The sequence below is a fragment of the Streptomyces sp. HUAS YS2 genome, assembly GCF_033343995.1.
GTDB lineage: Bacteria > Actinomycetota > Actinomycetes > Streptomycetales > Streptomycetaceae > Streptomyces > Streptomyces solicathayae.
In genome coordinates this window covers 5,645,680-5,669,519 of the sequence record NZ_CP137573.1, presented here as the reverse complement: position 1 = coordinate 5,669,519, position 23,840 = coordinate 5,645,680, and the positions used below count along the sequence as shown (strand labels likewise).

19 protein-coding genes and 1 other RNA gene are annotated in these 23,840 nt (G+C 73.2%); 7 read left to right on the top strand and 13 right to left on the bottom strand.

Going from position 1 to position 23,840, the window contains the following annotated elements; all coding sequences use genetic code 11:
• Positions 1-15 precede the first annotated feature (15 nt).
• Positions 16-1,008, bottom strand: coding sequence for a small ribosomal subunit Rsm22 family protein (locus tag R2D22_RS26265; RefSeq protein ID WP_318107142.1), 993 nt, complete (start codon positions 1,006-1,008; stop codon positions 16-18).
• Positions 1,009-1,272: 264 nt separating this feature from the next.
• On the opposite strand from R2D22_RS26265, the gene R2D22_RS26260 reads away from it, so the two are divergent.
• Positions 1,273-2,559: a hypothetical protein gene (locus R2D22_RS26260; RefSeq protein WP_318107141.1), complete on the top strand. Its 1,287-nt coding sequence runs from the start codon at positions 1,273-1,275 to the stop codon at positions 2,557-2,559.
• 50 nt (positions 2,560-2,609) lie between these two features.
• On the opposite strand, the gene R2D22_RS26255 is transcribed toward R2D22_RS26260, so the two are convergent.
• Together R2D22_RS26255 and R2D22_RS26250 are read right to left on the bottom strand one after the other, a co-directional pair.
• Complete coding sequence (locus R2D22_RS26255) at positions 2,610-3,905, bottom strand: Bcr/CflA family multidrug efflux MFS transporter (RefSeq protein WP_318107140.1); 1,296 nt, start codon at positions 3,903-3,905, stop codon at positions 2,610-2,612.
• 81 nt (positions 3,906-3,986) lie between these two features.
• A complete protein-coding gene (locus tag R2D22_RS26250) occupies positions 3,987-5,630 on the bottom strand; it encodes an alkaline phosphatase D family protein (RefSeq protein WP_318107139.1) in 1,644 nt (547 codons plus the stop codon).
• Positions 5,631-5,763: 133 nt separating this feature from the next.
• Here R2D22_RS26250 and R2D22_RS26245 point away from each other — a divergent pair, with 133 nt between their 5' ends.
• Both R2D22_RS26245 and R2D22_RS26240 read left to right on the top strand, forming a co-directional pair.
• Entirely contained in the window at positions 5,764-6,504 is a 741-nt protein-coding gene (locus R2D22_RS26245; protein WP_318107138.1) for an SDR family oxidoreductase, read from the top strand.
• Between the two features lie 140 nt (positions 6,505-6,644).
• Positions 6,645-7,091: an SRPBCC family protein gene (locus tag R2D22_RS26240; protein WP_318107137.1), complete on the top strand. Its 447-nt coding sequence runs from the start codon at positions 6,645-6,647 to the stop codon at positions 7,089-7,091.
• Between the two features lie 37 nt (positions 7,092-7,128).
• On the opposite strand, the gene R2D22_RS26235 is transcribed toward R2D22_RS26240, so the two are convergent.
• From R2D22_RS26235 to R2D22_RS26200, 8 genes are all read right to left on the bottom strand, one after another.
• Positions 7,129-8,334, bottom strand: coding sequence for a cytochrome P450 (locus R2D22_RS26235; protein ID WP_318107136.1), 1,206 nt, complete (start codon positions 8,332-8,334; stop codon positions 7,129-7,131).
• A 90-nt stretch (positions 8,335-8,424) separates the two neighbouring features.
• Positions 8,425-8,748 carry a nuclear transport factor 2 family protein gene (locus tag R2D22_RS26230; RefSeq protein WP_318107135.1) on the bottom strand — a complete coding sequence of 108 codons (324 nt, stop codon included), beginning with the start codon at positions 8,746-8,748 and terminating at the stop codon, positions 8,425-8,427.
• Positions 8,745-9,437, bottom strand: a complete 693-nt coding sequence (locus R2D22_RS26225) for a class E sortase (protein WP_318107134.1) — start codon at positions 9,435-9,437, stop codon at positions 8,745-8,747. Before R2D22_RS26225 ends, R2D22_RS26230 begins: the two co-directional genes overlap by 4 nt.
• Positions 9,434-10,219 carry a glycosyltransferase gene (locus tag R2D22_RS26220; RefSeq protein ID WP_318107133.1) on the bottom strand — a complete coding sequence of 262 codons (786 nt, stop codon included), beginning with the start codon at positions 10,217-10,219 and terminating at the stop codon, positions 9,434-9,436. The genes R2D22_RS26225 and R2D22_RS26220 overlap by 4 nt, the downstream gene beginning before the upstream one ends.
• Positions 10,152-13,973 carry a hypothetical protein gene (locus tag R2D22_RS26215; RefSeq protein WP_318107132.1) on the bottom strand — a complete coding sequence of 1,274 codons (3,822 nt, stop codon included), beginning with the start codon at positions 13,971-13,973 and terminating at the stop codon, positions 10,152-10,154. Before R2D22_RS26215 ends, R2D22_RS26220 begins: the two co-directional genes overlap by 68 nt.
• Positions 13,970-15,088, bottom strand: a complete 1,119-nt coding sequence (locus R2D22_RS26210) for a glycosyltransferase family 4 protein (protein ID WP_318107131.1) — start codon at positions 15,086-15,088, stop codon at positions 13,970-13,972. Before R2D22_RS26210 ends, R2D22_RS26215 begins: the two co-directional genes overlap by 4 nt.
• A gap of 4 nt (positions 15,089-15,092) precedes the next feature.
• Positions 15,093-17,309, bottom strand: a complete 2,217-nt coding sequence (locus R2D22_RS26205) for a glycosyltransferase (RefSeq protein ID WP_318107130.1) — start codon at positions 17,307-17,309, stop codon at positions 15,093-15,095.
• 11 nt (positions 17,310-17,320) lie between these two features.
• Complete coding sequence (locus R2D22_RS26200; RefSeq protein ID WP_318107129.1) at positions 17,321-18,004, bottom strand: hypothetical protein; 684 nt, start codon at positions 18,002-18,004, stop codon at positions 17,321-17,323.
• Between the two features lie 263 nt (positions 18,005-18,267).
• Here R2D22_RS26200 and R2D22_RS26195 point away from each other — a divergent pair, with 263 nt between their 5' ends.
• Together R2D22_RS26195 and R2D22_RS26190 are read left to right on the top strand one after the other, a co-directional pair.
• Entirely contained in the window at positions 18,268-19,281 is a 1,014-nt protein-coding gene (locus R2D22_RS26195; RefSeq protein WP_318107128.1) for an FkbM family methyltransferase, read from the top strand.
• A complete protein-coding gene (locus R2D22_RS26190) occupies positions 19,278-20,015 on the top strand; it encodes a class I SAM-dependent methyltransferase (RefSeq protein ID WP_318107127.1) in 738 nt (245 codons plus the stop codon). Before R2D22_RS26195 ends, R2D22_RS26190 begins: the two co-directional genes overlap by 4 nt.
• Positions 20,016-20,066: 51 nt before the next feature.
• Here R2D22_RS26190 and rnpB read toward each other — a convergent pair.
• An RNA gene (rnpB, locus tag R2D22_RS26185) (RNase P RNA component class A) lies at positions 20,067-20,466 on the bottom strand.
• Between the two features lie 87 nt (positions 20,467-20,553).
• Between rnpB and R2D22_RS26180 the strand changes: the two genes are divergently transcribed.
• The gene (locus tag R2D22_RS26180) at positions 20,554-21,345 is read left to right on the top strand and encodes a MerR family transcriptional regulator (protein WP_318107126.1); all 792 of its coding nucleotides are present in this window, start codon (positions 20,554-20,556) and stop codon (positions 21,343-21,345) included.
• Positions 21,346-21,561: 216 nt separating this feature from the next.
• A complete protein-coding gene (locus R2D22_RS26175; protein WP_318107125.1) occupies positions 21,562-22,368 on the top strand; it encodes a hypothetical protein in 807 nt (268 codons plus the stop codon).
• On the opposite strand, the gene R2D22_RS26170 is transcribed toward R2D22_RS26175, so the two are convergent.
• Positions 22,319-23,752: an RNB domain-containing ribonuclease gene (locus R2D22_RS26170; protein ID WP_318107124.1), complete on the bottom strand. Its 1,434-nt coding sequence runs from the start codon at positions 23,750-23,752 to the stop codon at positions 22,319-22,321. The genes R2D22_RS26175 and R2D22_RS26170 overlap by 50 nt on opposite strands.
• Positions 23,753-23,840: the final 88 nt, after the last annotated feature.

The following is a 23,840-nucleotide window of genomic DNA, read 5'->3' as shown; positions in this document are numbered from 1 at the left end:
CCGCCGGGGCGGCTCCTACCCCTCCGGGGGCCAGGCGTCGCCCCACTCCGCGTCCCGAGCCGCCTTGTACAGCGCGCCGTGCCGCTTCGTGACGGTGCTCCGCGACAGCCCCTCGTCCTCCGGGCCGCACAGGTCGAGCAGCACCTGCCCCTTGCGGATCTGCGGCCGACGGGTCACCCGGGAGAGCGCCGGGGTCGTGGCGAACCGGGTCGCCACGACGTAGCTGAACTTCTCGTCCTCGTACGGCAGCGAGCCGCCCTTCACCTGCCGGTGCAGCGACGACCGGCTGACCCGCGCCGCGAAGTGGCACCAGTCCGTGCCCGGCACGATCGGGCAGGCCCCGCTGTGCGGACACGGCGCGGCGACCCGCAGCCCGGCCCCGATCAGCAGCTCACGGGCGGCGATGATCCGCTCGTACCCGTCGGGCGTGCCCGGCTCCACGATCACGACCGCCTGCGCCGTGCGCGCCGCCTCGGTCACGACCGCGGTCCGGTCGGCCTCGGTCAGCTCCTTCAGGACATAACTGATCGTCACCAGGTCCGTCTCGTCGAGCCGCATCGCCGCGCCGATCCGCGCCCGCCGCCACTCCGCCTCGAACGCCCCGGCCGCCAACTCCCGGCCGAGCGCGAGCGCCGGCTCGGCCCAGTCGAGGACCGTGGTGCGCGGTCCGCCGTCGACCTCGCCCTCCCATGCCTCCGCGACCGCCCAGCTCGCCGAGCCGGTGCCGCCGCCGATGTCGGTGTGCGTGGCCGGCCGCCAGTCCGGCGCCGCGTCGCGCAGCGCGTCGAGCGCCGCCCGGACCGCCTCGAAGGTGGCCGGCATCCGGTACGCGGCGTACGCGGCCACGTCGGAGCGGTCGCGCAGCACGGGCGCGTCGGTCGGGGTGGTCCCCCGGTAGTTGGCGATCAGCCGCTCGACGGCCCGGGCGGCCTGGCTCGGCGGCAGCCCGTCGAGCAGCCCGGCGAGGGCGGCGCGCAGGGCGTCGGCGGTACGGGGAGAGGCGTTCACCGGGACATTTTAGGCGTGCCCCGGGACACCCGGACGAACGCGCTTCCGGTGGCCGGACGGGCGCGTTCTCGGTGGCCGGATGCGTGGCCCTACCGTCGCGTATCCATTGCTAGGCTGGCCGCCGTTGTCGGGGAGGGGGCAGAGCTGTCCAGGCGTGGTGTTTTCAGCAGATTCGGCGGATTCGGTCGCTTCGGCGGCGGCGGATCGGGCGGAGCCGGACTCGGCTCGAGCCTGGGCGCGACGCCCAGAGAGCGTTTCGTCCGCATGTCGATGCTCGGCGGCCTGGGCATCCTCCTGATGCTCCTCGTGCTGTCCATGTGCGACGCGGGCTCGGCCGCCGAGGACGCCAAGAAGAAGAAGCCGGCGAAGATCCCCGGTCCGGCGACGAAGCTCACCGTCCCGTACGGCTACGACACCGCGAAGGGCTGGGAGGCCGCCGACGCCTCCCCGGAGTACGCGGTCGCGCAGTCCTCCGGCCTCATCGGCTACCTGGAGCGCGCCGGGGACTTCCAGTACCGGCTGCGTGCGGTGGAGGCCAAGACCGGGAAGACCAAGTGGGCGGGCGAGCCGTGGCGGCCGTTGACGGCCGCGGGCAGCTTCCCGCGGGTGCTGTCCGTCACCAAGGGCGAGAGCCAGTACTTCGTGGCCTGGTCGTACGGCAGCACCAGGGCCGAGGGGCTGAACGCCGCCGGGAAGTTCATCTCGCTCGACATCTACGACACCGCCGACGGCGGCCGGCAGCGCGTGGAGGTCCCCTGGGCCGTGGCGCCCGTCGTCACCGGTACCGGCCCCGGCATCCTGATCTCGGACGGCAAGGCGAAGAGCTCGGTCGTCGACCCGGAGACCGGCGAGATCGACTCGATCCCGCCGGACAAGCTCGGCTACCCCGGGAACTGCGCCAACTGCCGCACCCTGACCGAGGTCCTCGCGATCACCGACAAGGGCCTGCTGGTGAGCGGAGCCCGGGAGTTCTGGGTGCTGGGCGGCTGGTTCAGCCGGAACCTCGCCCCGCGCGGGGCCGAAGTGACCAGCGGCCTGCCGACGTCGGTGACCTCCAAGCACGTGCTGGCCCGCTGGCACCACGCGGCGAAGACGCCCAAGGCGGCCACCCACGAGATCTGGGCGGTGCACGACCTCGCCACCGGCAAGATCGTGGTCCAGGCCGAGTGCCGCCGGCCGACCATAGCCCCGAGCGAGTACCCGCAGGCCAAGACCTCCCCGGACGGGCGGTTCCTGGTCGCCGGCAGCCTGGCCTTCGACCTGGAGGACAAGAAGGGGTACTGCTTCGAGGACCCCGACGGCACCAACCGCCTCACGCTGGTCTCGGTCACCGACGAGGGCACGGTCTTCGGCGCGGCCGGCGTGCGCAGCGCGGGCGACGCCCTCGCGGGCGCGGGCGCGCCGCTGATGGTCGACATGTGGACCGGCGAGCCGGAGCTGATGGACTCCAACGTCCGTCTCCCGCAGGCCGAGACGCTGGGCGTGGGCCTGTTCCGCTGGACGGACGCGAAGAACCGCCGGCATCTGATCGCGTACCACCTGAAGGACTGAGAACGGAGCGGCCCCGGGACCTTGCTCCCGGGGCCGCTCCGTTTCGTCGGTCAGGCGCCGGTCTCGCCCGTCGCCCCCGTCCGCCAGGGGCGGCACAGCAGCAGGAAGCAGCCGAGCGCGGCGACCGCGCAGGCGAGCTGCACCACGGCCATCGGGACCGCCGTCGCCTCGCCCGCGATGCCGACGAGCGGCGAGGCGATCGCGCCGATCAGGAACGACGAGGTGCCGAGCAGCGCGGAGGCCGAACCGGCCGCGTGCGGGGTGCGCATGAGCGCCAGCGCGTTGGTGTTCGGCATCGCGAGCCCCATCGCGGACATCAGCACGAACAGCCCCGCCGCGATCCCGGCGAGCCCCACCTCGCCGAACACCCCGGCCGTCATCAGCACCAGCGCCCCGGCCGCCAGCGTGATCACCGCGAGTCCGAAGCCGAGGGCCTTGTCCAGGCTGACCCGGCCGACCAGAAGCTTGCCGTTGATCTGGCCGACGGCGACGAGCCCGACCGAGTTGAGCCCGAACAGCAGGCTGAAGGTCTGTGGCGAGGCTCCGTAGATCTCCTGGACGACGAACGGCGAGGCCGAGATGTACGCGAAGAGCGCGGCGAAGGCGAGTCCGCCCGCGAGCATGTAGCCGGTGAACACCCGGTCGGCGAGCAGTCCGCGCATGGTGCGCAGCGCCTCGCCGACGCCGCCCTCGTGCCGCCGCTCGGGCGGCAGCGTCTCGTGCAGGAACCGCCGGACCACGAGGGTGAGCACGACGCCGACGGCGGTCAGGACGTGGAAGACTCCGCGCCAGTCGGTGATCCGCAGGATCTGGCCGCCGATGAGCGGGGCGATGATCGGGGCGACGCCGGAGATCAGCATCAGGGTGGAGAAGAACCGGGCCATCTCGACCCCGTCGTACAGGTCGCGGACCACGGCCCGGGCGATGACGATGCCGGCCGCGCCGGCCAGTCCCTGGAGCAGCCGGAAGGCGACGAGCAGTTCGACGCCGGGCGCGAAGGCGCAGACCGCGGTGGCGGCGACGTACACGATCATGCCGACGAGCAGCGGACGTCGCCGGCCCCACCTGTCGCTCATGGGACCGACGACGAGCTGGCCGAGGGCCATGCCCGCCAGGCAGGCGGTGAGGGTGAGCTGCACCGTCGCGGCGGGCGCGCGCAGCGCGTCGGTGACCTGCGGCAGGGCGGGCAGGTACATGTCCATGGAGAGCGGGGGCAGCGCCGTCAGGCCGCCCAGGACGAGGGTGACGAGCAGCCCGGCGCGCCGGGCGGCGGCGACGGGCGTGCGGGACGGTATGTGGCCTTCGTCTCGGCCCTCGGTCGTGGTGGTCCGGCCGCTCTCCGGCATCGACAAGCTCCGTTTCGTTGAATGCGGAGCCATCGTCTCAGCTCGGCCGGACCACCCGACACGGTCACGCCCCCGGCAGGGTCACGCCGGGGTGAGGCCCGGGTTCCCCGCCTCCGTCACGAGAGACGCGGCCGTCGTGACCGGCGCACCGGGCGTGGTCACGGCCGCGACCGTACGGAAGTCCGCGCGGGCCCGGTCCGGGCCGAGCTCGACCGTCACGTAGCCACGGCGCCCGTTGTAGAACTTCAGGTGCGGGTTGGCGGCGGTGAGGTCGCCGTAGTTCGCCGGGCGGTCGGAGCCGTCCTTCCCGCTGCTGACGGAGGTGGCGACGATCTCGGTGCCGACGGTCCGGGACGCCGGGTCGCGGAAGTCCGCCTTGATGTCGAGGCCGTACCCGACGTGGACGTCGCCGGTGAGCACCATCAGGTTGTCGACGCCGGCCGCCGCGGCCCCGTCGAGGATCCGCCGCCGGGATGCCGGGTAACCGTCCCACGAGTCCATGGACAGCTTGAACGCCGCGGTGGGGACGTTGCGCCGCTCCGAGAAGACGACCTGCTGCGGCACCACGTTCCAGGTGGCGCGCGAGGCGCGCCAGCCGTCGAGCAGCCAGCGCTCCTGCGTCTCCCCGGTCATCGTGCGCGCCGGGTCCTCGGACTCGGGGCCGGGGACCTGCCAGCCGTCGCCGTACGCCTGGTTGGAGCGGTACTGGCGGGTGTCGAGGATGTCGAACTGGGCCAACTGCCCGAACCGGAGCCGGCGGTACAGCCGCATGTCCGGGCCCTCGGGCCGCTGCGGGGCGCGCAGCGGCTGGTTCTCCCAGTACGCGCGGTAGGCGGCGGCCCGGCGCAGCAGGAACTCCTCCGGAGGGACGTCGTTCTCCGGGATGTCCCCGGCGTAGTTGTTCTCCGTCTCGTGGTCGTCCCAGGTGACGACGAACGGGTGGGCGGCGTGCGCGGCGCGCAGGTCGGGGTCCGACTTGTAGAGGGCGTAGCGCAGCCGGTAGTCCTCCAGGGTGAGGGTCTCCCTGTTGAAGACGGCCGGCAGGCGGCGGTCGGTGTAGGCGCGGGCGCCGCCGGTGGCGGTCACGGCGTACTCGTACAGGTAGTCCCCGAGGTGGAAGACGACATCGAGGTCCTCCTCCGCGAGATGGCGGTAGGCCGTGAAGTAGCCGTCGTGGTACGCCTGGCAGGACACGGCGGCGAGCTTCAGACCGGCGGGCCGCGCGTGCTCGGCGGGCGCGGTGCGGGTGCGGCCGACCGGGCTGATCCAGTCCCCGGCGCGGAAGCGGTAGAAGTAGGCGCGGTCGGAGTCGAGGTGGTCGACCTCGACATGGACGGTGTGCTGGAACTCGGGGTGCGCGGTGGCGCGGCCTCGCCGGACGATCCGGGTGAAGCGCTCGTCGTGGGCGAGTTCCCAGAAGACGGAGACCCGTTCGGGCGGCAGGCCGGAGTCGGGTTCGAAGGGACGCGGGGCGAGCCGCGTCCACAGGAGGACGGAGCCGGGCAGCGGGTCGCCGGACGCCACGCCGAGGGTGAACGGGTCATCGGCGATCCGCTTCCCGTCGAGCTCGGCGGCGCTCGCGCTGCCGGCCGCGGGAAGTCCGACGGAGAAGGCGAGCGCGGCGGCCGCCCCGGTGACGGTGAGGAATCTGCGGCGACCGATGTGACGGTCGAAGTGCCGTGCGGCGGCGCGGAATTCGGGATGGTGACGATCCACGGGTGTCATATGCCCCTCCCCTGTCGGCAGTGATGTGACGCATTGGAGTGGCACGGGACGTCGCTGGGTTGTCGGGTACAGAACATCCGCGTGTCGGACGGATGAGTGTTCCGTGCACCGATCTGCCGTACGCTGCGCGGCCATGAGCATCGCAGTGGTGACGGGAGCGGGTTCGGGCATCGGGCGCGGCGTCGCGCTGGCCCTGTCGGCGGCGGGCTGGACGGTCGCGCTGGCGGGCCGCCGGGCCGAGCCCCTGGAGGAGACGGCCCGTCAGGCGGCCGGGGAGACGTCGGTCGTGCCGACCGACATCACGGACCCGGCGGCGGTCGTGGCGCTGTTCGCGACGGTCCGGGACCGCTTCGGCCGGGTCGACCTGCTGTTCAACAACGCCGGCTCGTTCGCGGGCGGCGGGACCCCGGTGGAGGACCTGGCGTACGAGACGTGGCGTCAGGTCGTCGACGTCAACCTGACCGGCTCGTTCCTCTGCGCCCAGGCCGCGTTCCGGACGATGAAGGAGCAGTCCCCGCAGGGTGGCCGGATCATCAACAACGGCTCGATCTCCGCGCACGTACCGCGCCCGCACTCGGTGGCGTACACGGCCACCAAGCACGCGATGACGGGTCTGACGAAGTCGCTGTCCCTGGACGGCCGGCCGTACCGGATCGCCTGCGGGCAGATCGACATCGGCAACGCGGCCACCGAGATGACGGCGCGGATGCAGACCGGGATCCTGCAGGCGAACGGCGAGACGGCCGTGGAGCCGGTGATGGACGCGGCGGACGTGGCCCGCACGGTGGTGCACATGGCGGGGCTGCCGCTGGAGGCGAACGTCCAGTTCGCGACGGTGATGGCGACGGCGATGCCGTACATCGGGCGCGGCTAGCGGGCCGAGGTGCGCCCGTGCACCGACGCCGCCACCCTGGAAGGCATGAGTCCAGCGACACACGACGCCCTCGGCCCCCGGGGCATCGCGAGCGGGGCACGTCGTCCGGGCGTCCGCCCTCCGGAGGGAGCGTGGCCGGCGTGGCCAGGAACCGACGCCTGATCCTGAGTACTCCGTCCGAGGTCTGGGGCCTGCTGTCGGACGGCTACCGCTACGGAGAGTGGGTGACAGGAACCCAGCAGGTCCTCGCTGCGGACCCGCACTGGCCTGAAGTGGGTGCCCGCCTGCGGGTACGGGTCGGCATCGGCCCGGTGGCCCTCGAGGACACCTGTGTCGTCCGGATCAGCGAACCCGAGCGCCGCCTGGAGTTGGAGGCGAAGGCGGATCCCTTCGGCGCGGCCCGCATCGCCATGCGCCTGATCCCCTGGGCCGAGCACACCCTCGTCATCCTCGACTGGCACCCCCTTCGGGGCCCCGGCACCCGGATGCACGGGCTCCCTGTCGACTACGTCGTCGCCGTCCGCAACGGCATGATGCTGACGAAGCTGGCGCGGATCGCCGTACGCGAACACGACGGGAGCCGTTGAGCCGCGTCGCAGGACGAGGCAGGAGGACCGCATGCGTCTAGCGGGCGAACCTCAGCGGGAGGTACTTGATCCCGTTGATGAAGTCGGAGCGCATGCGCCGGGGCTCGTCCGTCGTCTCGACGTGCGGGTGACGGCGCAGCAGCTCACGGGTGAGCGCCTTGATCTGCGTACGGGCGAGTCCGGCGCCGAGGCAGAAGTGGGGGCCGCCACCGCCGAAGGTGAGGTGGTCGTTGGGGCTGCGGCGCAGGTCGAGCACGTCGGGGTCGGCGAACACGGACTCGTCGCGGTTGCCGGAGGTGTAGAAGAGCACGGCCTTCTGCCCCTCGCGGATCTTCTGCCCGCCGATCTCGGTGTCGCGGGTCGCTGTGCGCCGGAAGTTGTGGATCGAGCCGTTCCAGCGCAGGAGTTCCTCGGTGGCACTGGTCCACAGCCCGTCGTCGTCGATCCCGGCGACGAGCTGGGCGCGGGCGGCCGGGTGCCGGGCGAGGGTGAGCAGCGCGCCGGCGAGCAGGTTGCGGGTGGTCTCGTTGCCGGCGACGACCAGGGTCACGAAGAACAGGTCGATCTCGTGGGCGGTGAGCCGCTCGCCGTCCACCTCGGCGTGGACGAGGGCGGTGAGGATGTCGTCGCGGGGCTCGGCCCGGCGGCGGGCGGCGAGTTCGTCGCAGTACGCGTAGATCTCGGCCGCCGCGACCTGCCCGTCCTCCTCGGTGGTACGGAAGTCCGGGTCCTGGAAGCCCACGAGCCGGTTGCTCCACGCGAAGATCCGGTCCTCGTCGGCGGCCGGCACCCCGACCATCTCGCAGATCACCTGGAGCGGCAGCCGGGCGGCGACCTCCTCGACGAACTCGACCTCGCCGCCGCGTGCGGCCACGGAGTCGGCGAGCAGTTCGGCGCGGCGCTGGATGTCCTCCGCGAGTCGCCGGATCATGCGCGGCGAGAAGACGGTGCTGACGAGCCGTCGGTACCGGGTGTGCCGGGGCGGATCCATGCCGAGCAGGCTCAGCGCGAGGGTTTCGAGCGCCTCGGGCGTCTGCTCCCGGATGAAGAACGACCCGCGCTCGACGGACCACAGCTCCGGGTCGCGGCTGGCGGCGACGATGTCGGCGTGCCGGGTGAGCGCGAAGAACCCGTCGCCGTCGTCGCCGAGCGGGTGCCAGTGCACCGGCGACTCCCGCCGCAGGTACGCGAACTGGTCGTACGGGACCTCCCGGGCCCAGGTGTCCTCGAGCAGGTCGATCACGACGCCCCCTCGGAGTCGTACCGGCGGCAGTACGACCCCGAGGAACCCACATTCCTGACGAACTATCAAGACACGTGACGCCGAAGGCCGCTATGCCTGCCCGGTGTCGAAGCGGGCCACCTTCCCGTCCTCCACGGTGAACTGCCACTTCGTCCGCATCTCGCCCCAGGTGTCGTTCCGGTACCGCGCGACGAGTGTGAGCCCCTCGTCCTTCTCGGACTCGACCTCCATGTGTCCGCGCGAGGAGAAGATCTCCTTCTCGGTCCACTGCGCGAGATCGCGATCCGACCCGTCGTCGGACATGGTGGCCGCGGGCGTGAGCGCGAGCCGGAAGGCGTCCTCGTCGTTGGCGTTGAGCGCGGTGACGAAGGCGCGCACGGCCGCGTTGCTGAGCCGGTCCACGGGAATGGTCATCGGTCCTCCAGGTGTGGTGTGTCGTCGGTCAGGGGCACCCGCCGCGCGAGATGGCCCCACCAGATCAGCCGGTAGTCCGAGGTGAACTCCGGAGTGCAGGTGGTCAGGGTGATGTACCGGCCGGGGCTGCGATAGCCGGACTCCGGAGGGATCGGATCCAGGACCGAGTAGTTGTCCGCGTCGGTCTGCGGCAGCTGCCGGTCCAGGACGTAGTGGTACGCGGCCGACGCGGTCCTGACGACGACCTCGTCGCCGACGCGCAGCTCGTCGAGGTGGCGAAACGGTTCACCGTGCAGGTTGCGATGCCCCGCCAGACCGAAGTTCCCCTCCTCCCCGGGGAGTTCGGTGTCCGGGTAGTGCCCCACGGCTCCGTCGTTCAGGACGCGTGCCTTGTCGATGCCCTGTGCGACGGGGAACCGTGCGGGGTACCCGAGCTCGGCAAGGCGCGGGATGCTGATCTCCCCGAGCGGCGCACCGTCCTTCGGCTGCGGCAGCCTCACCTTCCGGACCGGAGGCGCCTCGGTCGCCGCCGGAGCCCCGGCGGCCGGCGGCGGAGCTTCGCCGCGCTCGGTTCCGGGGACGCCGTGGAGAACGCACACCGCGGCCGCGGCCGGCAGCAGGACGAGCAGTCCCGACCATCGCGGCAGACGGCGCCACGTCGGTACGGGGCGGGCCGGGTCCCGCGTCATGACCGCGCCCGCGGGCGCAGGCCCAGCAGCGAGAGGCCGACGGCGAGGTACTCGCAGCTCTTGAGCAGCAACAGACCGCCGACCAGCCGCGGATCGCGGCTGATCCGCCAGCCCCGCAGGCCGAGCCGTACCAGCCGCAGCGGGCTGGCCTGGATCGCGAACTGGCGCGGCTGCTTCATGGCGTACCGGTGGGCGGTGGCCGCGTAGAAGGCCTTCTTCCGCATCGTGGTGCCCAGCCGCGTCCGTCCTTCTCGGTGCTCCAGGGCGTGGCCGGTCACACCGATCCGGGCGCCGGCGGCCCGTACCCGCAGGTCCAGGTCCTTGTCCTCGCCCCAGACGAAGTTCTCGTCGTGCCCGCCGACCCGCTCGTACAGCTCGCGGGGCATGCACCGCACACCCTCGACCCGCGGATCGCCGTCGTGGCAGCTCTTCTCCAGCACCTTGCAGCGGGCCCAGAAGCCCTCCCCCACGGAGACCTCCGGGATGACCAGCGCGTCGTACCCCTGGCGGTCGATCATGTCGCGGCACTCCGACAGCAGTCCGGGGGGTGCGGTCATGTCGGTGTCGAGGTGCAGCACGAGCCTGCCCCGGGCGAGCGCCGCGCCGCGGCGGCGTCCGGCGGGCATGGTGGGGTTGTCGTGGATCACGCGGACGTCGAGGCCCTGGCCGCGGAACGCGGCCGCGGTGCCCTCGAGATCGTCGGACGAGCTCGCGTCATCGTTCAGAACGACTTCCACCCCCTCGCAGTCCTGCGCGGCCAGCGAGGCGAGCAGTGGGGTCACCAGTTGCGCACTGTTCCTGGCGGGAATCACCACCGAGATCAGCGGGCTTCTGGCGGGGGACGGCGTCAGCGTCATCTCCGGACTCCGAAAGGCGTGGGGGAAGGATGGGCGGGATCGAGGGTGAGGTGGGGGCCGGCCGTCTCCGGGGGCGGGCCGGCAGGGTGGTCCTGAGCAGGCAGAGCAGCGAGGCGGCGACGGCGGCGAACCACCAGCGGTCCGGCCCGAACCCGGCATCGAGGACGGCGTCGCCGTGCCCGCTGACCACCCAGGCCTGCCGGTAGCCGTCCACTTCGAGGGCGCGGGCGGTCCAGCCCGCCGGCAGCCCGCTCAGCCGCCACTGCGCGTGGAACGAGTCGCGCAGGGCCACGACGGTGCTCCCCCGCAGGTCCGTGAGGGTGATCCGCTGGTGGCCGGCGCCCAGGCGCCGCACCTGGGCCGCCGGTTCGGCCGGTGCCGTGGCGGGCGCCGCGGGGGTGATGCGCACGGTCAGCGGATCCGGGGTCCTGGCCACCCGCACGTCCGTGTACTCCACCCGGGTCGTCCCGGCGTCGTCGCCGTCCGCGTAGAGGTAGAGGGCCAGTTGACGGGTGCCCGGCCGGGGCGTGACGCGTGTGTCGAACGTGGTCCAGCCGGTGCTGTCGGCGAGCGGGGGCAGATCGGCGCAGCGGTCCGGTCCGTCCTGCCACAGACACATTCTGGCCGGGCTGCCGGACAGGGTGCGGTAGCGCAGGGAGAGGCGGTAGCTGCCCGTGAGCCGGCCCTCCGCGGGGTCTTCGGCGCGGTCCGGGCCCGGGTCCGCGGCGGCCACGACGGCCGCCACGCAGGCGGTGTGGGCGTTCGCCCGCAGCTGTACGGAGCCGGGCCCGAGGTGCCGTGCGGCGAGCCCCGCGGCGCGGAATCCGCGGTCGTCCCTGCGGGCGCAGTCGCCCAGCCCGCCGAACAGGGCCGGCTGGGCCGTACCGCCCGTCTGCCGCACCTCGATCCGGTGCCGGCCCGCCTGCGCACTGCCCTCGACCGTGGCCGACGGGACCTCGGGAGCCTCCGCGCTGCCGGCCACCGTCAGGGCGGCGGCATGCGCGTCGGCGTACTCCGCGACCGTGGGCATCCCGGCGCCCGGGAGCCCGTCCGCGTAGGCGTAGAGCGCCGCGGAATCGGTGCCGGGATCGAGCCTCACCACGGCGTGCCAGGTGCGCCAGGCACGGTCCGCCGGCAGAGTGCGGGACACCGCGCAGCTGTCCGGGCCGTTCTGCCACAGGCAGACGCGCGGACTGCCGGCGCCGAGCGAGCGGTAGCGCAGCGAGACGGACACCAGACCGCTGTCGGGGACACCTTCCAGCGGCATGCGAAGGCAGGTGGTCCCGGTGCGGGCCGTGACGGCCCAGGAGCCGCCGGAGCGCCGGTCCAGGCGCCGGTCGGCGCCCAGGCGGCTGCACGAGCCGTTGCCCTGCCGCGACCACTCGGACATCAGCTCGCCGGAGCCGTCGGGCACCGCTACGCCCACCTCGTCGCCCGGGCTGACGGCGACCGGCGTGTCCGCCTGCCAGGGCAGCACGGAGCCGTCGACCAGCAGGGCGGCCGGAGGCCCTTCGGTGCCCTCGTCCAGGAAGATCCGCATGCCGGGTGCGGTGGGCAGGTCGTCGCCGTCGACGCGGACCCGGTGGGCGTCCGTGAGCTCCACCTGGGGCGTCCCGTCGGCGAGGTACCGGGGCCGGTAGCTGGTGCTCGTGCCCCTGTCGACACCGATCCGGTACGTGCCCGCCCTGCGCAGGACGAGGTCCTGCGTGGTGTCGCCGGAGACGGTGAGGTGGGCGCTGTCCACCGGCGCGGAGGAGTCGGCCGTGGTCGCGGCTCCCTGCGCGGCCGCCCGGGCGGTGACCCCGGCCTCGACCGGCCGGTTGAGGACCAGTCGGCCGCCGCGGCTGGGAGCGGCCGGCAGTTCGTAGAGGTCGGCGACCTCGGTGGCGGCCGTGCGGCGCACGCCGTTCATCCGGGCCAGCGTGCGGCCGAGCCTGTCCGGGGAGGCGATCTCGTCGTCCGTGATGACGAGATCGCGCCGGACGACGACCTGGTCCACGTCGAGCGCGCGCAGCGCTCCCAGTGCGGCACCGGTGTCGCCGCGCTCCAGGCTTTCCTCCGCCAGCGCCAGCAGGTCGGCCAGTTGCGGCGAGGCGTCGAAGTAGCCGCCGGGCAGGCGCTGCAGAAGCGGCCGGGTCAGCAGTTGCTGCGGGACGGAGTCGGTGCCGTGGTAACCCCATCGGGTCAGCACCTGGTAGTAGTTCTGCAGCGGGAGTTCGAGCACCTTGCCCGGAGCCTTGGACGCGTTGGCCCGCTCGGCAACGTGGTGCCACGCGGCCGGCACGCGGACGGAGGCGGCCGGCAGCGGATCGCGGTCCTGCTCGACCAGCGCCCCGGTCCACAGCGGTGCCGGATAGGCGACCGCGCCGAGGACCACGGCGGCGGTCGCCGCACGCAGCCCCCGGCGGACCCCCCCGCGCATCGGGACGACCCGGTCCAGCACCCGTTCCACGGCCGCTCCGGCGAGCAACGACACCAGCAGCACCAGCAGCACGCCGAACTTGCTCATCGGCTCGCGGAACATCCACATGCCCGGCACGTACGTGTACAGCCAGTCGTTGAGGCCGGCCAGCGGCGGGTGCAGCCCCTTGCAGAGGAGGACCAGGACGACGCAGAATCCGCCGAGCACGCGCAGGGCGCGCCGGGTCCGCGGCGGTCCCGGCGGGAAGGCCGCCCCGGCCAGGGCGAGCAGGGGCGGCACCCAGCGCAGCGCGGCCCACGGCCAGGAGTCCATCGCCCGCGCGAACGGGTAGTACTCGCTGTAGGTCCAGCCCCAGTGGGCGTTCAGGGTGACGATGTTGGTGAGCGTGTTCCGCGCCTGGGTCCATGCCCAGGCCGCCGCGTTCGTCTGGGCGCTGAACACGGTGGCGGAGCTGCCGCCCTGAAGGGTGATCAGCTGAGGGACCAGCCACCACAGCTGCAACCCGATCACCAGCGGCGCGGCCCGCAGGGCCAGGCGCAGCACCGACCGGGCCCGGCCGGGGGCGGACAAGGCGCCCACCGCGCCGAGTACGGCGACGCCGATGAACACGATGGCCAGCAGCGGGGGGTTCATGCCCAGGTAGCACAGGGGCAGCGTGGTCAGCGCCACGGTCCGGGGCCTGACCTTCCGGCCCTGCGCGGCGCGCACCAGCTGTCCGCCGAGGAAGGCGGTGAGCGCGCCGGCCAGCGCGGGCAGCGGGTTGAGCAGGGTGACGAGGACGTACACGTTGGCGACGGAGAGCACTCCCGCGGCGGCGGCCGCGACGGGACGGCGCAGCCAGCACGAGGCCAGGAAGGAGGTGCCGGCGGCGGCCGCGCCGAGGATCAGCGCGTACAGCACGACCTGGGCAACGGGTGCGCCCAGGCCCACGGCGGCGCACAGCTTGATCAGGACGACGTCGGGGAGCCGGGAGATCTCGTACGAGGGCCCGCCCGCACCGGTGATCTGATGACTCCACACGCTGCCCAGGTCGGCGGCCAGCCCGTCCCGGACGAACGGGCCGACGTCACCGGCGGCGAAGAACCGTCCCGGCCGGAACCAGAGCAGCGGGAGGACGGCTCCGGTCAGTGCGGGCAGCAGGTAGCGCAGCAGCGGGTCCCGGTGGCGCCGGGCCCGGTCGGCGACCGCCGCCGGGCCCGGCACGCCCGCGGGACGCGGAAGAGTGACGGAGGAGAGGGGGAAGAGCCGGGAGGTCACTGCTCGGTGTCCGCCTCGTGCCTCGTCAGCCTGCCACGACGTCTTCCGGCGGATCCGGTGGCCCGCAGCGCGGTGTCCAGGAACCGTTCGGCCACCTCGTCCCAGGGCACCGCTCCGCCCGCCCAGCCCTGGGGCGCGGGAGCGGCCGCAAGACCGGGGAGTTCCCGAGCCAGCGCCGCCGCCAGCGCCGCCGGGTCGGGCGGCACCAGCGTGCCGCCCGCGGCCGCGACGGAGTCCCGCAGCCCCGGCCGGTCGTAGCCGACGGTGGGCGTGCCCATCGCCGCGGCCTCGTCCACGACGAGGCCCCAGCCCTCCCGGATGGAGGTGACGACGAGCGCGTGGGCCCTGGCGAGCAGGGCGTCCCGCTCCTCGGTGGACACCCGGCCGTGGAAGGTCACTCCGGGCGGGGCCGTGCGCTCCAGCCGGTCGCGCTGCGGCCCGTCCCCGACGATCCACAGCTGCGCCGCGGGCAGCACCCGGCGGAGCAGTTCGAACGCCGTGATGGCGTGGTCCACCTGCTTGACCGGTGCGAGCCGGCCGAGGAACACCACGGTCGGCCGTTCCTCACGGGGCACGCTCGGCCGGGGGCGGCGCGTGATCCCCTCGGGAACCAGGTGCAGGTCCCGGAGCCCGTACTCCCGCAGCGAGTCACGGCTGGAGGGCGACACGGTCAGCACCGGCGTGCCGCGCAGGGAGCGCAGCCAGTACGGCTCCGCGAGATGTCGCCCCGCCCAGGACAGCGGGGGCGGGAACTCGGCCGACCAGATCTCCCGGGCCACCTGGTGCACCAGAGCCACCGTCGGCGTTCCGCGGGCCCAGCGGGCGCACCCGAAGGGACGCGTGTTGACCTCGTCGATCAGCAGGTCGTGGCGGCCGGCCGGTTGTGCGGCGTACCACGCGCGGGCCTCCTTGTAGACCGTCAGCCGGGAGCCGCGCCGGTGGACGGTGACGCCGTCCCGGACCTCGACGGCGGGGGCCCCGTCGGCCGCACCGGCGAACCAGGTCACCTCGTGCCCGCCGGCGGCCCACCGGGTGAGTAGTTCACGGGTGTACACCTCCGCGCCACCGGCGGCCGGGTGTGCCAGGTCCTTCCAGTTGAACAAGCAGATGCGCATGGGTTCAGCCCTGGGTCTCGGGAACCGTCCGCAGCACGGGCTGCGGACCGATCGCGGTGGTGGTCGGACGGGGAAGCCCGGGCCGCCGGAGCAGCGGCCGGGTGCGGCTCACGCGGAGACTGAGCTGGACCGTGTCGATCAGCATGAGCAGCACGGCCATGAAGCTGACGGTGCTGGTAAAGCGGGTCCTGAGCCTCACGGGCACCACGGCGAAGCGCCGGAAGCCGTGCCGCTGGAGCAGTGCCAGCAGCTCCAGGTCGAAGGCGAACCGCGGCTCCCTGCACAGCGGGAGGATCGAGGCGAGGGCCTCGCGCCGGAACACCTTGATTCCGGTCTGCGTGTCGTGGACGGGTAGGTGGAACAGCAGCCGCGTCACGCGGCGGTAGGTGTGGGAACACACCCAGCGCGCGATCTCCGAGCGGTGCGAGAGCGCGGCCGGCTGCGCGGTCTTGGCCCCGATCGCCGCGTCCGCGCCCTGGATCCGGGCGACGTCCAGCAGTGTCGGGAGGAGGTCGGCAGGTACGTCCCCGTCGGCGTCGATGAAACCGATCCAGCGCCCCCGGCTGTGGGAGAACCCGGTGCGCACGGCCGTGCCCTTGCCGCCGTTCACCGGATAGCCGACCCGCACGAGCCGATGGTGCGTCACGTCGTCGAGGAGTCGCGGACTGCCGTCGGTGCAGCCGTCGGAGACCGCCACCACCTCGTACGGAAGACCGTAGCCGTCCAGGACCCGCAGGACGTCCTCGACGTGCCGACGAAGCGCGGGTCCGGGGTTGTAGTACGGGATGACGATACTGACGTCGAGGTCGGCGGCGCGGTGCAGCAGGCCGCCGCCGGCCCGCTCGGCCGGGCCGTTCGGGCCGTTCGTGCCGTTCGGCAGGGAGGGAACGACGGCCGCCGGGTGCCGGCCCCGACGGGTCCGCGGCACGTCGTACAGCGCACGGGCGACGGAGAGTCCGGCGGCGACGGCCAGCGCGGCGGCGACGCCCTCGGGGGTTCGGGGCAGCAGCAGGAGCAGTACCGCGAAGGCGAGCGCCCCGGTCCAGCCGCCGCTCATCGCGGAGCCGTTGGTGGCGTGGTAGTGCAACAGCACGGTGAGAGCGACCAGCAGGGTCACGGCGACACCGAGACACAACCCCAACAGAGCGCCGATCCGATAGGCGTCACCGAACATCAGGGGCACCAGGGAGTGCCCGCCCAGCGTCAGCGCGCCGGTCGCGACCGTGCCGGCGAGTCCCGCGGCGGCCAGCGCCATGCCGAGTGCGCGACCGGACGCGGCGGCGTCCTGCGAAGCGAGCCGGTCCAGCAGGAACAGCAGGATCACCTGGGCGGCGCACACCAGCGCCTTGGCCAGAAAGGCGGCGGCGGCGTACCTGCCGGACTCCTCGGCGGGCAGCCACCGGCGGGCGAACACCACGTCGATGCCGGTGAGCACCCACAGCCCGGTCATGGTCGTCACCGCTGTCGTCGCCACGCGCGGTGCGAGGCGCAGCACGACCGTCCGGCTGTGGGGGGCGCGCCGGCCCAGCACACGTGAGGCGATCAGCAGCGACACCGCGGTGACGGTCTCGCCGAGCACCGTCGCCGCCACGACGCCGAGCGCCCCGTGCCCACCGTGCAGGAACAGCACCGTGGCCGCCAGTCGCACCGACGCCCCGGCCGCCGTCGGCAGGACCACGGCGGCCAGGCCGTGGCTGCCGTAGGCCCAGGCCCACAGCACCGCGCAGGCGGCGCTGGGGATCAGGAAGAGATCGGCCAACAGGAGAGGGAGGACGGGAATCCGAAGGGCCGCGCCGAGCGGCCAGGCCAACGGGGCCGATACGGCGGCCAGAACGGTCGCCAGGATCAGCACCCGCCGCAGGAGCTGCTGGGGCCGGACGGCCTGTCCGCGCTCCCTGGCCCGTACGACGGTCGCGGCCAGCACGGTCTGCACCGCGGCGAGCGGTACCCCGAGCGCGGCGACGAGGGAGAGGAGGGAGGCGACGGTGCCGTAGTCGGCGGGACCCAGCAACCGGCAGGAGACGGTGTGTACGAGGAGGTCGGCCGCCCCGGACAGCACGACCAGGACCGCGCACAGGACCGTGCCCGGCAGGCGGACACGCGCGGTCGGCGCCCCGGCGGCGGGACCCACGAGCCCCGCCGCCTTGTCAGTGTTACTGCGCGCCTGGGCAGCGGTGCCGTGACGGAACACGTGCCGGCTGCGCATCTGATGCTGCGTCATGGAGCTGCAGCTCAGCCTCGCGTCCTGCGGTGCGCGCGGACCGCGAGCAGGGCGGCGCCGGCCAGCGCCGTCGCACCCAGCGCGGTGGCCGCCGCGGCCGTCGACCAGGGATCGTCCTGCGTTCCGGCGGCCAGCGCGCCCGTCGACGAGGGGGCGCCCGGCGCACCCGCGGCCAGGGTGGACCGCTCGGCGGCCGTCACCCCGGTCTCGGCCAGGCTGTGGCCCGTGCGACACGTGACCTTGATCTTGGCGGTCTCCAGCAGCGTGCCGCCCCGCGCGTCCGACCCGACGGCCTTGATGGTGTGCCAGCCCCGGTCGACGCCAACAGGCAGCGTCACCGTCTTGGTGAAGGTGCCCGTGGGCCCGGCGAAGGCCTCACCGAGGGAGTGCTCGTGGGAGTGCAGGCTCAGCCGGACGGTGGCACCCGGGGTGTAGCCGCTGCCCGAGACACCCAGCTTGGACCCGCCGCACAACTGATGGTCGTAGAACTTCAGGTGCAGCTTGCCCTTGTGCACCGGATAGTCGCCGTGGCCGCTGTGATCGCCGTCGCCCACGGGCTGCAGGACGGCGACCGCGGGCGCGGCCGCCGGGGCGGGCACGGCGACGGCCTGCGCGACGGGGCCCGCCGCGAGAGCGCTGGTCAGCAGGGAGACGGCACCGAAGGACAGTGCCCTGATTCTGATCTGACTGGTCATGGGTTCTTCCTGAGAGGAGGTCCTCGTCCGGGCAGAGCACCCGGCAACACGAGAAGGACATATCTCCGCAGACAGGGTGAATGGGGCACTTAATGCATCTTTATCACTCAGTCAGACTTGTGAGTTGCTCCGCGCGTTGAGGCACCCGGGTGGAACCGGGGGCGCTCCACCGGGGTGTTCCGCCCTCCGGCGTCCGCACCGGCCGACCATCGGTCGGAACCAGACCTCGAGGGACGCGGCACCGACCGCAGGGAGACTCATCGATGGACCTCAGACAGCGCGCCGCCATGGCGGTGATCCGCACCGGCCGACAGTGGCTCGGTCGCACCCAGGTGGCCCGGTGGCCGCTGGCCGGCGCCGTCGTCCGGCAGATCGTCCACCTCGGGTACGGCTCACGGCCGACCCGCACCGCCTTCCGCGACCTGGAGCTCACCGTCCCGCCGTCGGGCTCCTCCATCACCGCGGGCCTGCTCGGCGGGTACTACGAGACCATCGAACTCGACCTCTTCGAGCGGCTGTGCGCCGAGAGCCGGACGGTCGTCGACGTCGGAGCCAACCTCGGGGTCTACAGCTGCCTGGCGGCCCGTCGACTTCCGCCGGGCGGACGGGTGGTGGCGTTCGAACCGGTTCCCGAGAACCGCGCTCTGCTGCGCGAGAACGTCGAGCGCAACGCCGCGCGCGGCGCCGGTGAGGCCGGCGTCGACGTCGTCGTCGAACCGCTGGCCGTGGGTGCGGCGGCCGGGACGGCCGTGCTGCGTCTGGCACGGGACTGCGGACAGCACTTCGTCACCGTGGACGGGAGCCGGGGCGTGCCCGTACGGCAGGTCGCCCTCGACGACCACCTGCCCGGACTGCTCGGCGACGGCCCGGACCGCAGTCCCGTCGACGTCCTCAAGGTCGACACGGAGGGGTACGAGGGCCACGTCCTGCGCGGCGCCCGTCGCATCCTCGCCGAGGACCGCCCCACGCTGCTGGTCGAGTACTGCCGTGACACCCTGACCCGGGCCGGCTTCCGCGTGGAGGAGTTCGCCGACCTCCTCGCCGAGGTGTACGACACGATCCACGTCGTCGACGCGACGGCCGCGTGCGTCCGTACCGGCGCCCCGCGCGACCTCCTGACCCGGCCCTACGGCAATCGCCTGTTCAACATCGCAGCCGCCGCACGCCCCGAGCACGCGGCCGTCCTCGCCGCCTGGGCCGCGCGGCACACCGGCCGCCCGCGGCACGCCGCCAGACACACACGGCCCCTCGTCCCTGCCACGGAGGACACACGGTGACCACACGCACCATCGCCCCGCGCGGGCTGCGCGACTTCTACGAGGACCCTGCCGTGCCCGTCGCCTCCGGCGACGCCCGCAGCCACCGTCAGGCACGGCTGCTCGCCGCCGCACTCGGGCCGGCCGCCGCCGCGGGCCCGGCGACCGTCCTCGACATCGGCTGCGGCGACGGCACCGCCGGGAGCGTCGCCGCACGCCACCTCACGGGTCACCGGCTCGTCGGCGTGGACTGGTCCCACGACGCCCTGCGCCGCGCCCGCACCCGTCTGCCGCACGTCGTACGCGGCGAACTCAGCGACGGGGGGCTGCCGTTCGCCACCGGATCCGCCGACGCGGTGCTGTTCAGCGAGGTGATCGAGCATCTCGTCGACCCCGACGGCGCCCTCGACGAGCTGCACCGGGTCCTCCGGCCCGGCGGCCATCTCATGCTCTCCACGCCGAATCTCGCCGCCTGGTACAACCGTGCGCTGCTGCTCGCCGGCGTGCAGCCGGTCTTCTCGGAGGTGAGCCTGCGCCGCATCCACGGCCGCCCCGGCAGCGAGGTCGTCGGCCATCTGCGCCTGTACACCGCCCGCGCGCTGCGGGAGTTCGTCGGCGCGGCCGGGTTCGACGTGGTGCAGCTCGCCGGAGCGCCCTTCCACGGAGTGCCGCGCCCGCTGCGCCTCGTGGACCGCCTGGCCTGCGCGACCCCTCCCCTGTCCTCGCTCCTCCTGCTGCATGCCAGGAGGAAATGACCCGGAAGGGGAGATGACCCGGAAGAGGGGATGCCCCGGAAGGGGGTGAGGCAGACGAGTCGGGCTGTACGCCGGGTTCTGTCGCCCGGTCGCCTCGCGGCGGCCGGGGAGACGGCCATCCATCTAGGACCGGTGTTGCCACCGGCCTCGTGCGGTCTACCCGCGAACTCGGGCGGGCAGCCCTCGATCGTCCGCGCAGGAGCACCGGAGTGCTCCCTCTTGACCTTGCTCCGGGTGGGGTTTACCTAGCCGCCTGAGTCACCTCAGGCGCTGGTGGTCTCTTACACCACCGTTTCACCCTTACCGGGGACCGAGGTCCCCGGCGGTCTGTTTTCTGTGGCACTGTCCCGCGGGTCACCCCGGGTGGGCGTTACCCACCACCCTGCCCTGTGGAGCCCGGACGTTCCTCGGGAGGATCTTGCAATCCCCACGCGGCCGTCCGCCCGGCTCGTCTGCCGTGCCGACCATGCTACCCGTCGTGCGGCGTCCGGCCGACACCGCTTGACCTTGTCGCAGCGTCAGGGTTTCTACTGAGGCCATGCGTATCGGCGAGATCGCCGCGCTCGTCGGGGTCACCCCGCGGGCCGTGCGGCACTACCACCAGCTCGGGCTGCTGCCCGAGCCCGTGCGGCGGGCCAACGGGTACCGGTCGTACACCGTGCGGGACGCCGTGCTGCTCGCCCGGATCCGGCGCCTGACCGAGCTGGGGCTCGGGCTCGACGAGGTGCGGGACGTGCTCGCGGACGACGGGGGGCGGGAGCTGGTCGAGGTGCTGGAGGAGCTCGACGACGACCTGCGCCGGCAGGAGGCCGTGCTCCACGAACGGCGGTCGCGGCTCGCCGGGCTGCTCGCGCAGGCGCGGGCGGGGCGGCTCACCGCCGAGGGGCCCGTCTCCCCCGCGCTCGCGGAGCTGTTCCACGACATGGCGCAGGCGTCCGCGGGGCTGCCCGAGTCGCCGATGGCGGCCAAGGACCGGGAGATGCTGACGCTGCTGGAGACCGTGGCGCCGGCGGGGGCGGAGCGGGAGCGGTTGATGGGGGCGATGCGGGCGATGGCGGAGGCGCCGGGGGCGGCGGCGCGGGCGCACGACGTGTATGTGCGGCTCGACGCCCTGGCCGACGCGTCCGTCTCCGACCCTCGTGTGGCCGAGGCCGCGGGGGCGCTGGCCGATCTGTTGCCGCCGGAGGTCGTCTCCGGGCTCGGTGACGACGGGGGCGTCCCGGGTGACAGTGCCCTTGCCGATGTCTTCTTCGCCGAATTCTCGCCGGCGCAGGAGGCCGTGATCCGTCTCGCGCTGCGGCTGGTGCGGGAGCGCGCGGGGGCGGGGTGAGGGGGTCCGTGCGTGGTGCCGCGGGTGCCGTTCCGGGGGTCGCATTCGGGACTGCATGATTTACGGCGCCTTCGGGTCCCTCGTCCGCTCGGCGTTTCCCGCGCGCCACAAATCACGCTTCACGTCCCGAACACGACCCCCTCCACGTCCCCCGCTCCTGTCCGTCCCGTCCGACCCGACCGTGCCCTGGAGGTCCCGGTGAATCCTCTCGTCCGTGTGCTGCGCGGGGTCGCCTACACCGCGCTGCCTGCCGAGATCGTGCTTGTCGTCCTCTTCGTTGCTGGAGTGCGCGTTCCTGAATTCGTGGTGGTCGTCGCCGAAGGGGTCGTGCTCGGGTTGTTCGTCGCGGAGGTCGCCGCCTACGCGACCTTGCGGCGGCGAGGGCTGTCGCGGCAGGAGGCCGCCGGGGTGCTGGTGCCCGAGGCCGTGCTGAGGCTGATCGGGCATGAACTGCGGCTGATGGCCAGTCTCGGGTTGTGGGTGATGCGGCGGCGGGTGGGGGTGGGTGCGGCGGCGCGGGCGTTCTCTCATGCCCGTGACCAGGCCGCGCTCATGTACGGGTTCGCGTTCGTGTGTCTCGTCGAGACCGTCGGGATGTCTTATCTGCTGGCTGATCTGCCGGTCGTGCACGCCGTGGTGCTGGTTCTCGATGTGTACACGGTGATGTTCGTGCTCGGGCTGCACGCCGCCTCCGTCACTCGGCCGCATGTGTTGTCCGACGACTCGTTGCGGCTGCGGCAGGGGGCTCATGTCGATGTTCGGGTTCCGCTCGGGCTGATCGCCTCGGTGCGGCACGAGTCGTTGTTCACGCACGACAAGGCCGACGGCGAGCTCGACCTCGCCGTCGGATCCCAGACGTCCGTCACCGTCGAGCTGAGCGAGGCCGTGAACGCGCCCCGCTTCCTCGGCGGGCCCCGGGCCGTCCGCATCCTCCGCTTCCACGCCGACGAGCCCCGGGAGCTGGTACGGGCGCTCACGCAGGCGCGAACCGCACTTTCGCCGAGCCCGGGTCAGCCTGTGTGAGGCGGACGCGGAGCCATGCGCCGAGGGGGAGGTCGTCGCCCTCGACCCTGGCGACGACCGCCGGGTCGTCCAGGTGGACCGTGCCGACCGTCGGCTCCTGCTCCTTGACGTCGATCACGTACGCGTCGAAGAGTTCGCCCACGCGGGGCTGGAGCAGCGCCGCCTCCACCGTGTCCACGCACTCGCGTTCGACCGTGTTGGCGCGTCGTGCGCCCTCGGCCATCTCGTCGGGGAGTGCTGCGAGCCCGGCGGTCGCCCATTCGGGGGGTTCGCGGCCGGCTACGGCGGCGACGCAGAGTTCGCCCGCGTAGCGGTCGACCAGTCTGCGGAGGGGCGCTGTGCAGTGGGTGTACTCGTCGGCCACGGCCGCGTGGATCGCGGGTGTGGGCAGCTTGCCGTCGGTGAAGACCGTGTAGCCGGCGCCGCGCAGGAGGGTCGTGCAGTCCTGGAGGAACGCGGCGTGCCGCGGGTTGCGCGGGTCGAGGCGACGAACGACGTCGGCGTACGAGACGTGGTGCGGCCAGTCGACGCCGAGTGCCTTGGCCGAGCGCCGCAGCCGGGCGACCGCGCCGTCCGGGGCGGTGGGCAGGGTGCGCAGGACGCCCGTTCCGGCGGCGGTCATGATGTCGGCCGCGGCCATGCCGGTGAGCAGGGAGATCTGCGCGTTCCAGGCGTCGGCGGGGAGCGGGGCGCGGTAGTGCAGGGAGTACGAGCCGTTCCGGTCGACGATCTCCTGCTCGGGGACGCCGAGGGAGATGCCGCCGCGTTCGGCTTCGAGGGCCTCGCGGAGCCGGCCGATCTCGCGGAGCAGGGCGAGGGGTTCCTCCGCGGTGCCGTCGTCGATCTGCTGCTGGACTCCCGCGTAGTCGAGCCGGGCGCGGCTGCGGACCAGGGCGCGGCGGACGTCGGTGGCGACGCGGCGGCCGCCGGCGTCCAGGTCGATGCGCCAGAGGAGGGCGGGGACGGTCTGATCGGGGAGGAGGCTCGCGGCTCCCTCGGAGAGCACGGGCGGGTGGAGCGGGACCTTGCCGTCGGGGAAATAGAGGGTCTGGACGCGGTGGTGGGCCTCGTTGTCGATGGCGCCGCCCGGGGTGACGAACGCGGCCACGTCCGCGATGGCGTAGTGGATGCGGTAGCCGTCGGCGCGGCGGGCCAGGTGCATGGCCTGGTCCAGGTCCGTGGCGCCCGGCGGGTCGATGGTGAAGAGGGGGAGGTCGGTGGCGTCGTCGGCGGGGAGCCGGGGGGCCTTCGCCGCGGTCTCCGCCTCGGCCAGGACCGCGGGCGGGAAGGCGTCGGGGATCGCGAGCTCGGTACGCAGTGCGCGCAGGGCGGCCCGGAGGGGAGCCTCGGCTGCGCCGGTCACGTGGAGGTGGCGGCGGGGCATGGACCGAGCGTATGGCGGGGGGCGGGGTGCGGCACTTTGTAGGCTGGGCCGGGGCCGCACCCCCATCCCCTTGTACGTACGAATGGAG

Coding starts and splice junctions, on each gene's coding strand:
- R2D22_RS26260 (WP_318107141.1), top strand. CDS start 1,273: ATGTCGATGCTCGGCGGCCTGGGCATCCTCCTGATGCTCCTCGTGCTG.
- R2D22_RS26255 (WP_318107140.1), bottom strand. CDS start 3,905: ATGCCGGAGAGCGGCCGGACCACCACGACCGAGGGCCGAGACGAAGGC.
- R2D22_RS26250 (WP_318107139.1), bottom strand. CDS start 5,630: ATGACACCCGTGGATCGTCACCATCCCGAATTCCGCGCCGCCGCACGG.
- R2D22_RS26245 (WP_318107138.1), top strand. CDS start 5,764: ATGAGCATCGCAGTGGTGACGGGAGCGGGTTCGGGCATCGGGCGCGGC.
- R2D22_RS26230 (WP_318107135.1), bottom strand. CDS start 8,748: ATGACCATTCCCGTGGACCGGCTCAGCAACGCGGCCGTGCGCGCCTTC.
- R2D22_RS26225 (WP_318107134.1), bottom strand. CDS start 9,437: ATGACGCGGGACCCGGCCCGCCCCGTACCGACGTGGCGCCGTCTGCCG.
- R2D22_RS26210 (WP_318107131.1), bottom strand. CDS start 15,088: ATGCGCATCTGCTTGTTCAACTGGAAGGACCTGGCACACCCGGCCGCC.
- R2D22_RS26205 (WP_318107130.1), bottom strand. CDS start 17,309: ATGACGCAGCATCAGATGCGCAGCCGGCACGTGTTCCGTCACGGCACC.
- R2D22_RS26200 (WP_318107129.1), bottom strand. CDS start 18,004: ATGACCAGTCAGATCAGAATCAGGGCACTGTCCTTCGGTGCCGTCTCC.
- R2D22_RS26195 (WP_318107128.1), top strand. CDS start 18,268: ATGGACCTCAGACAGCGCGCCGCCATGGCGGTGATCCGCACCGGCCGA.
- R2D22_RS26180 (WP_318107126.1), top strand. CDS start 20,554: ATGCGTATCGGCGAGATCGCCGCGCTCGTCGGGGTCACCCCGCGGGCC.
- R2D22_RS26170 (WP_318107124.1), bottom strand. CDS start 23,752: ATGCCCCGCCGCCACCTCCACGTGACCGGCGCAGCCGAGGCTCCCCTC.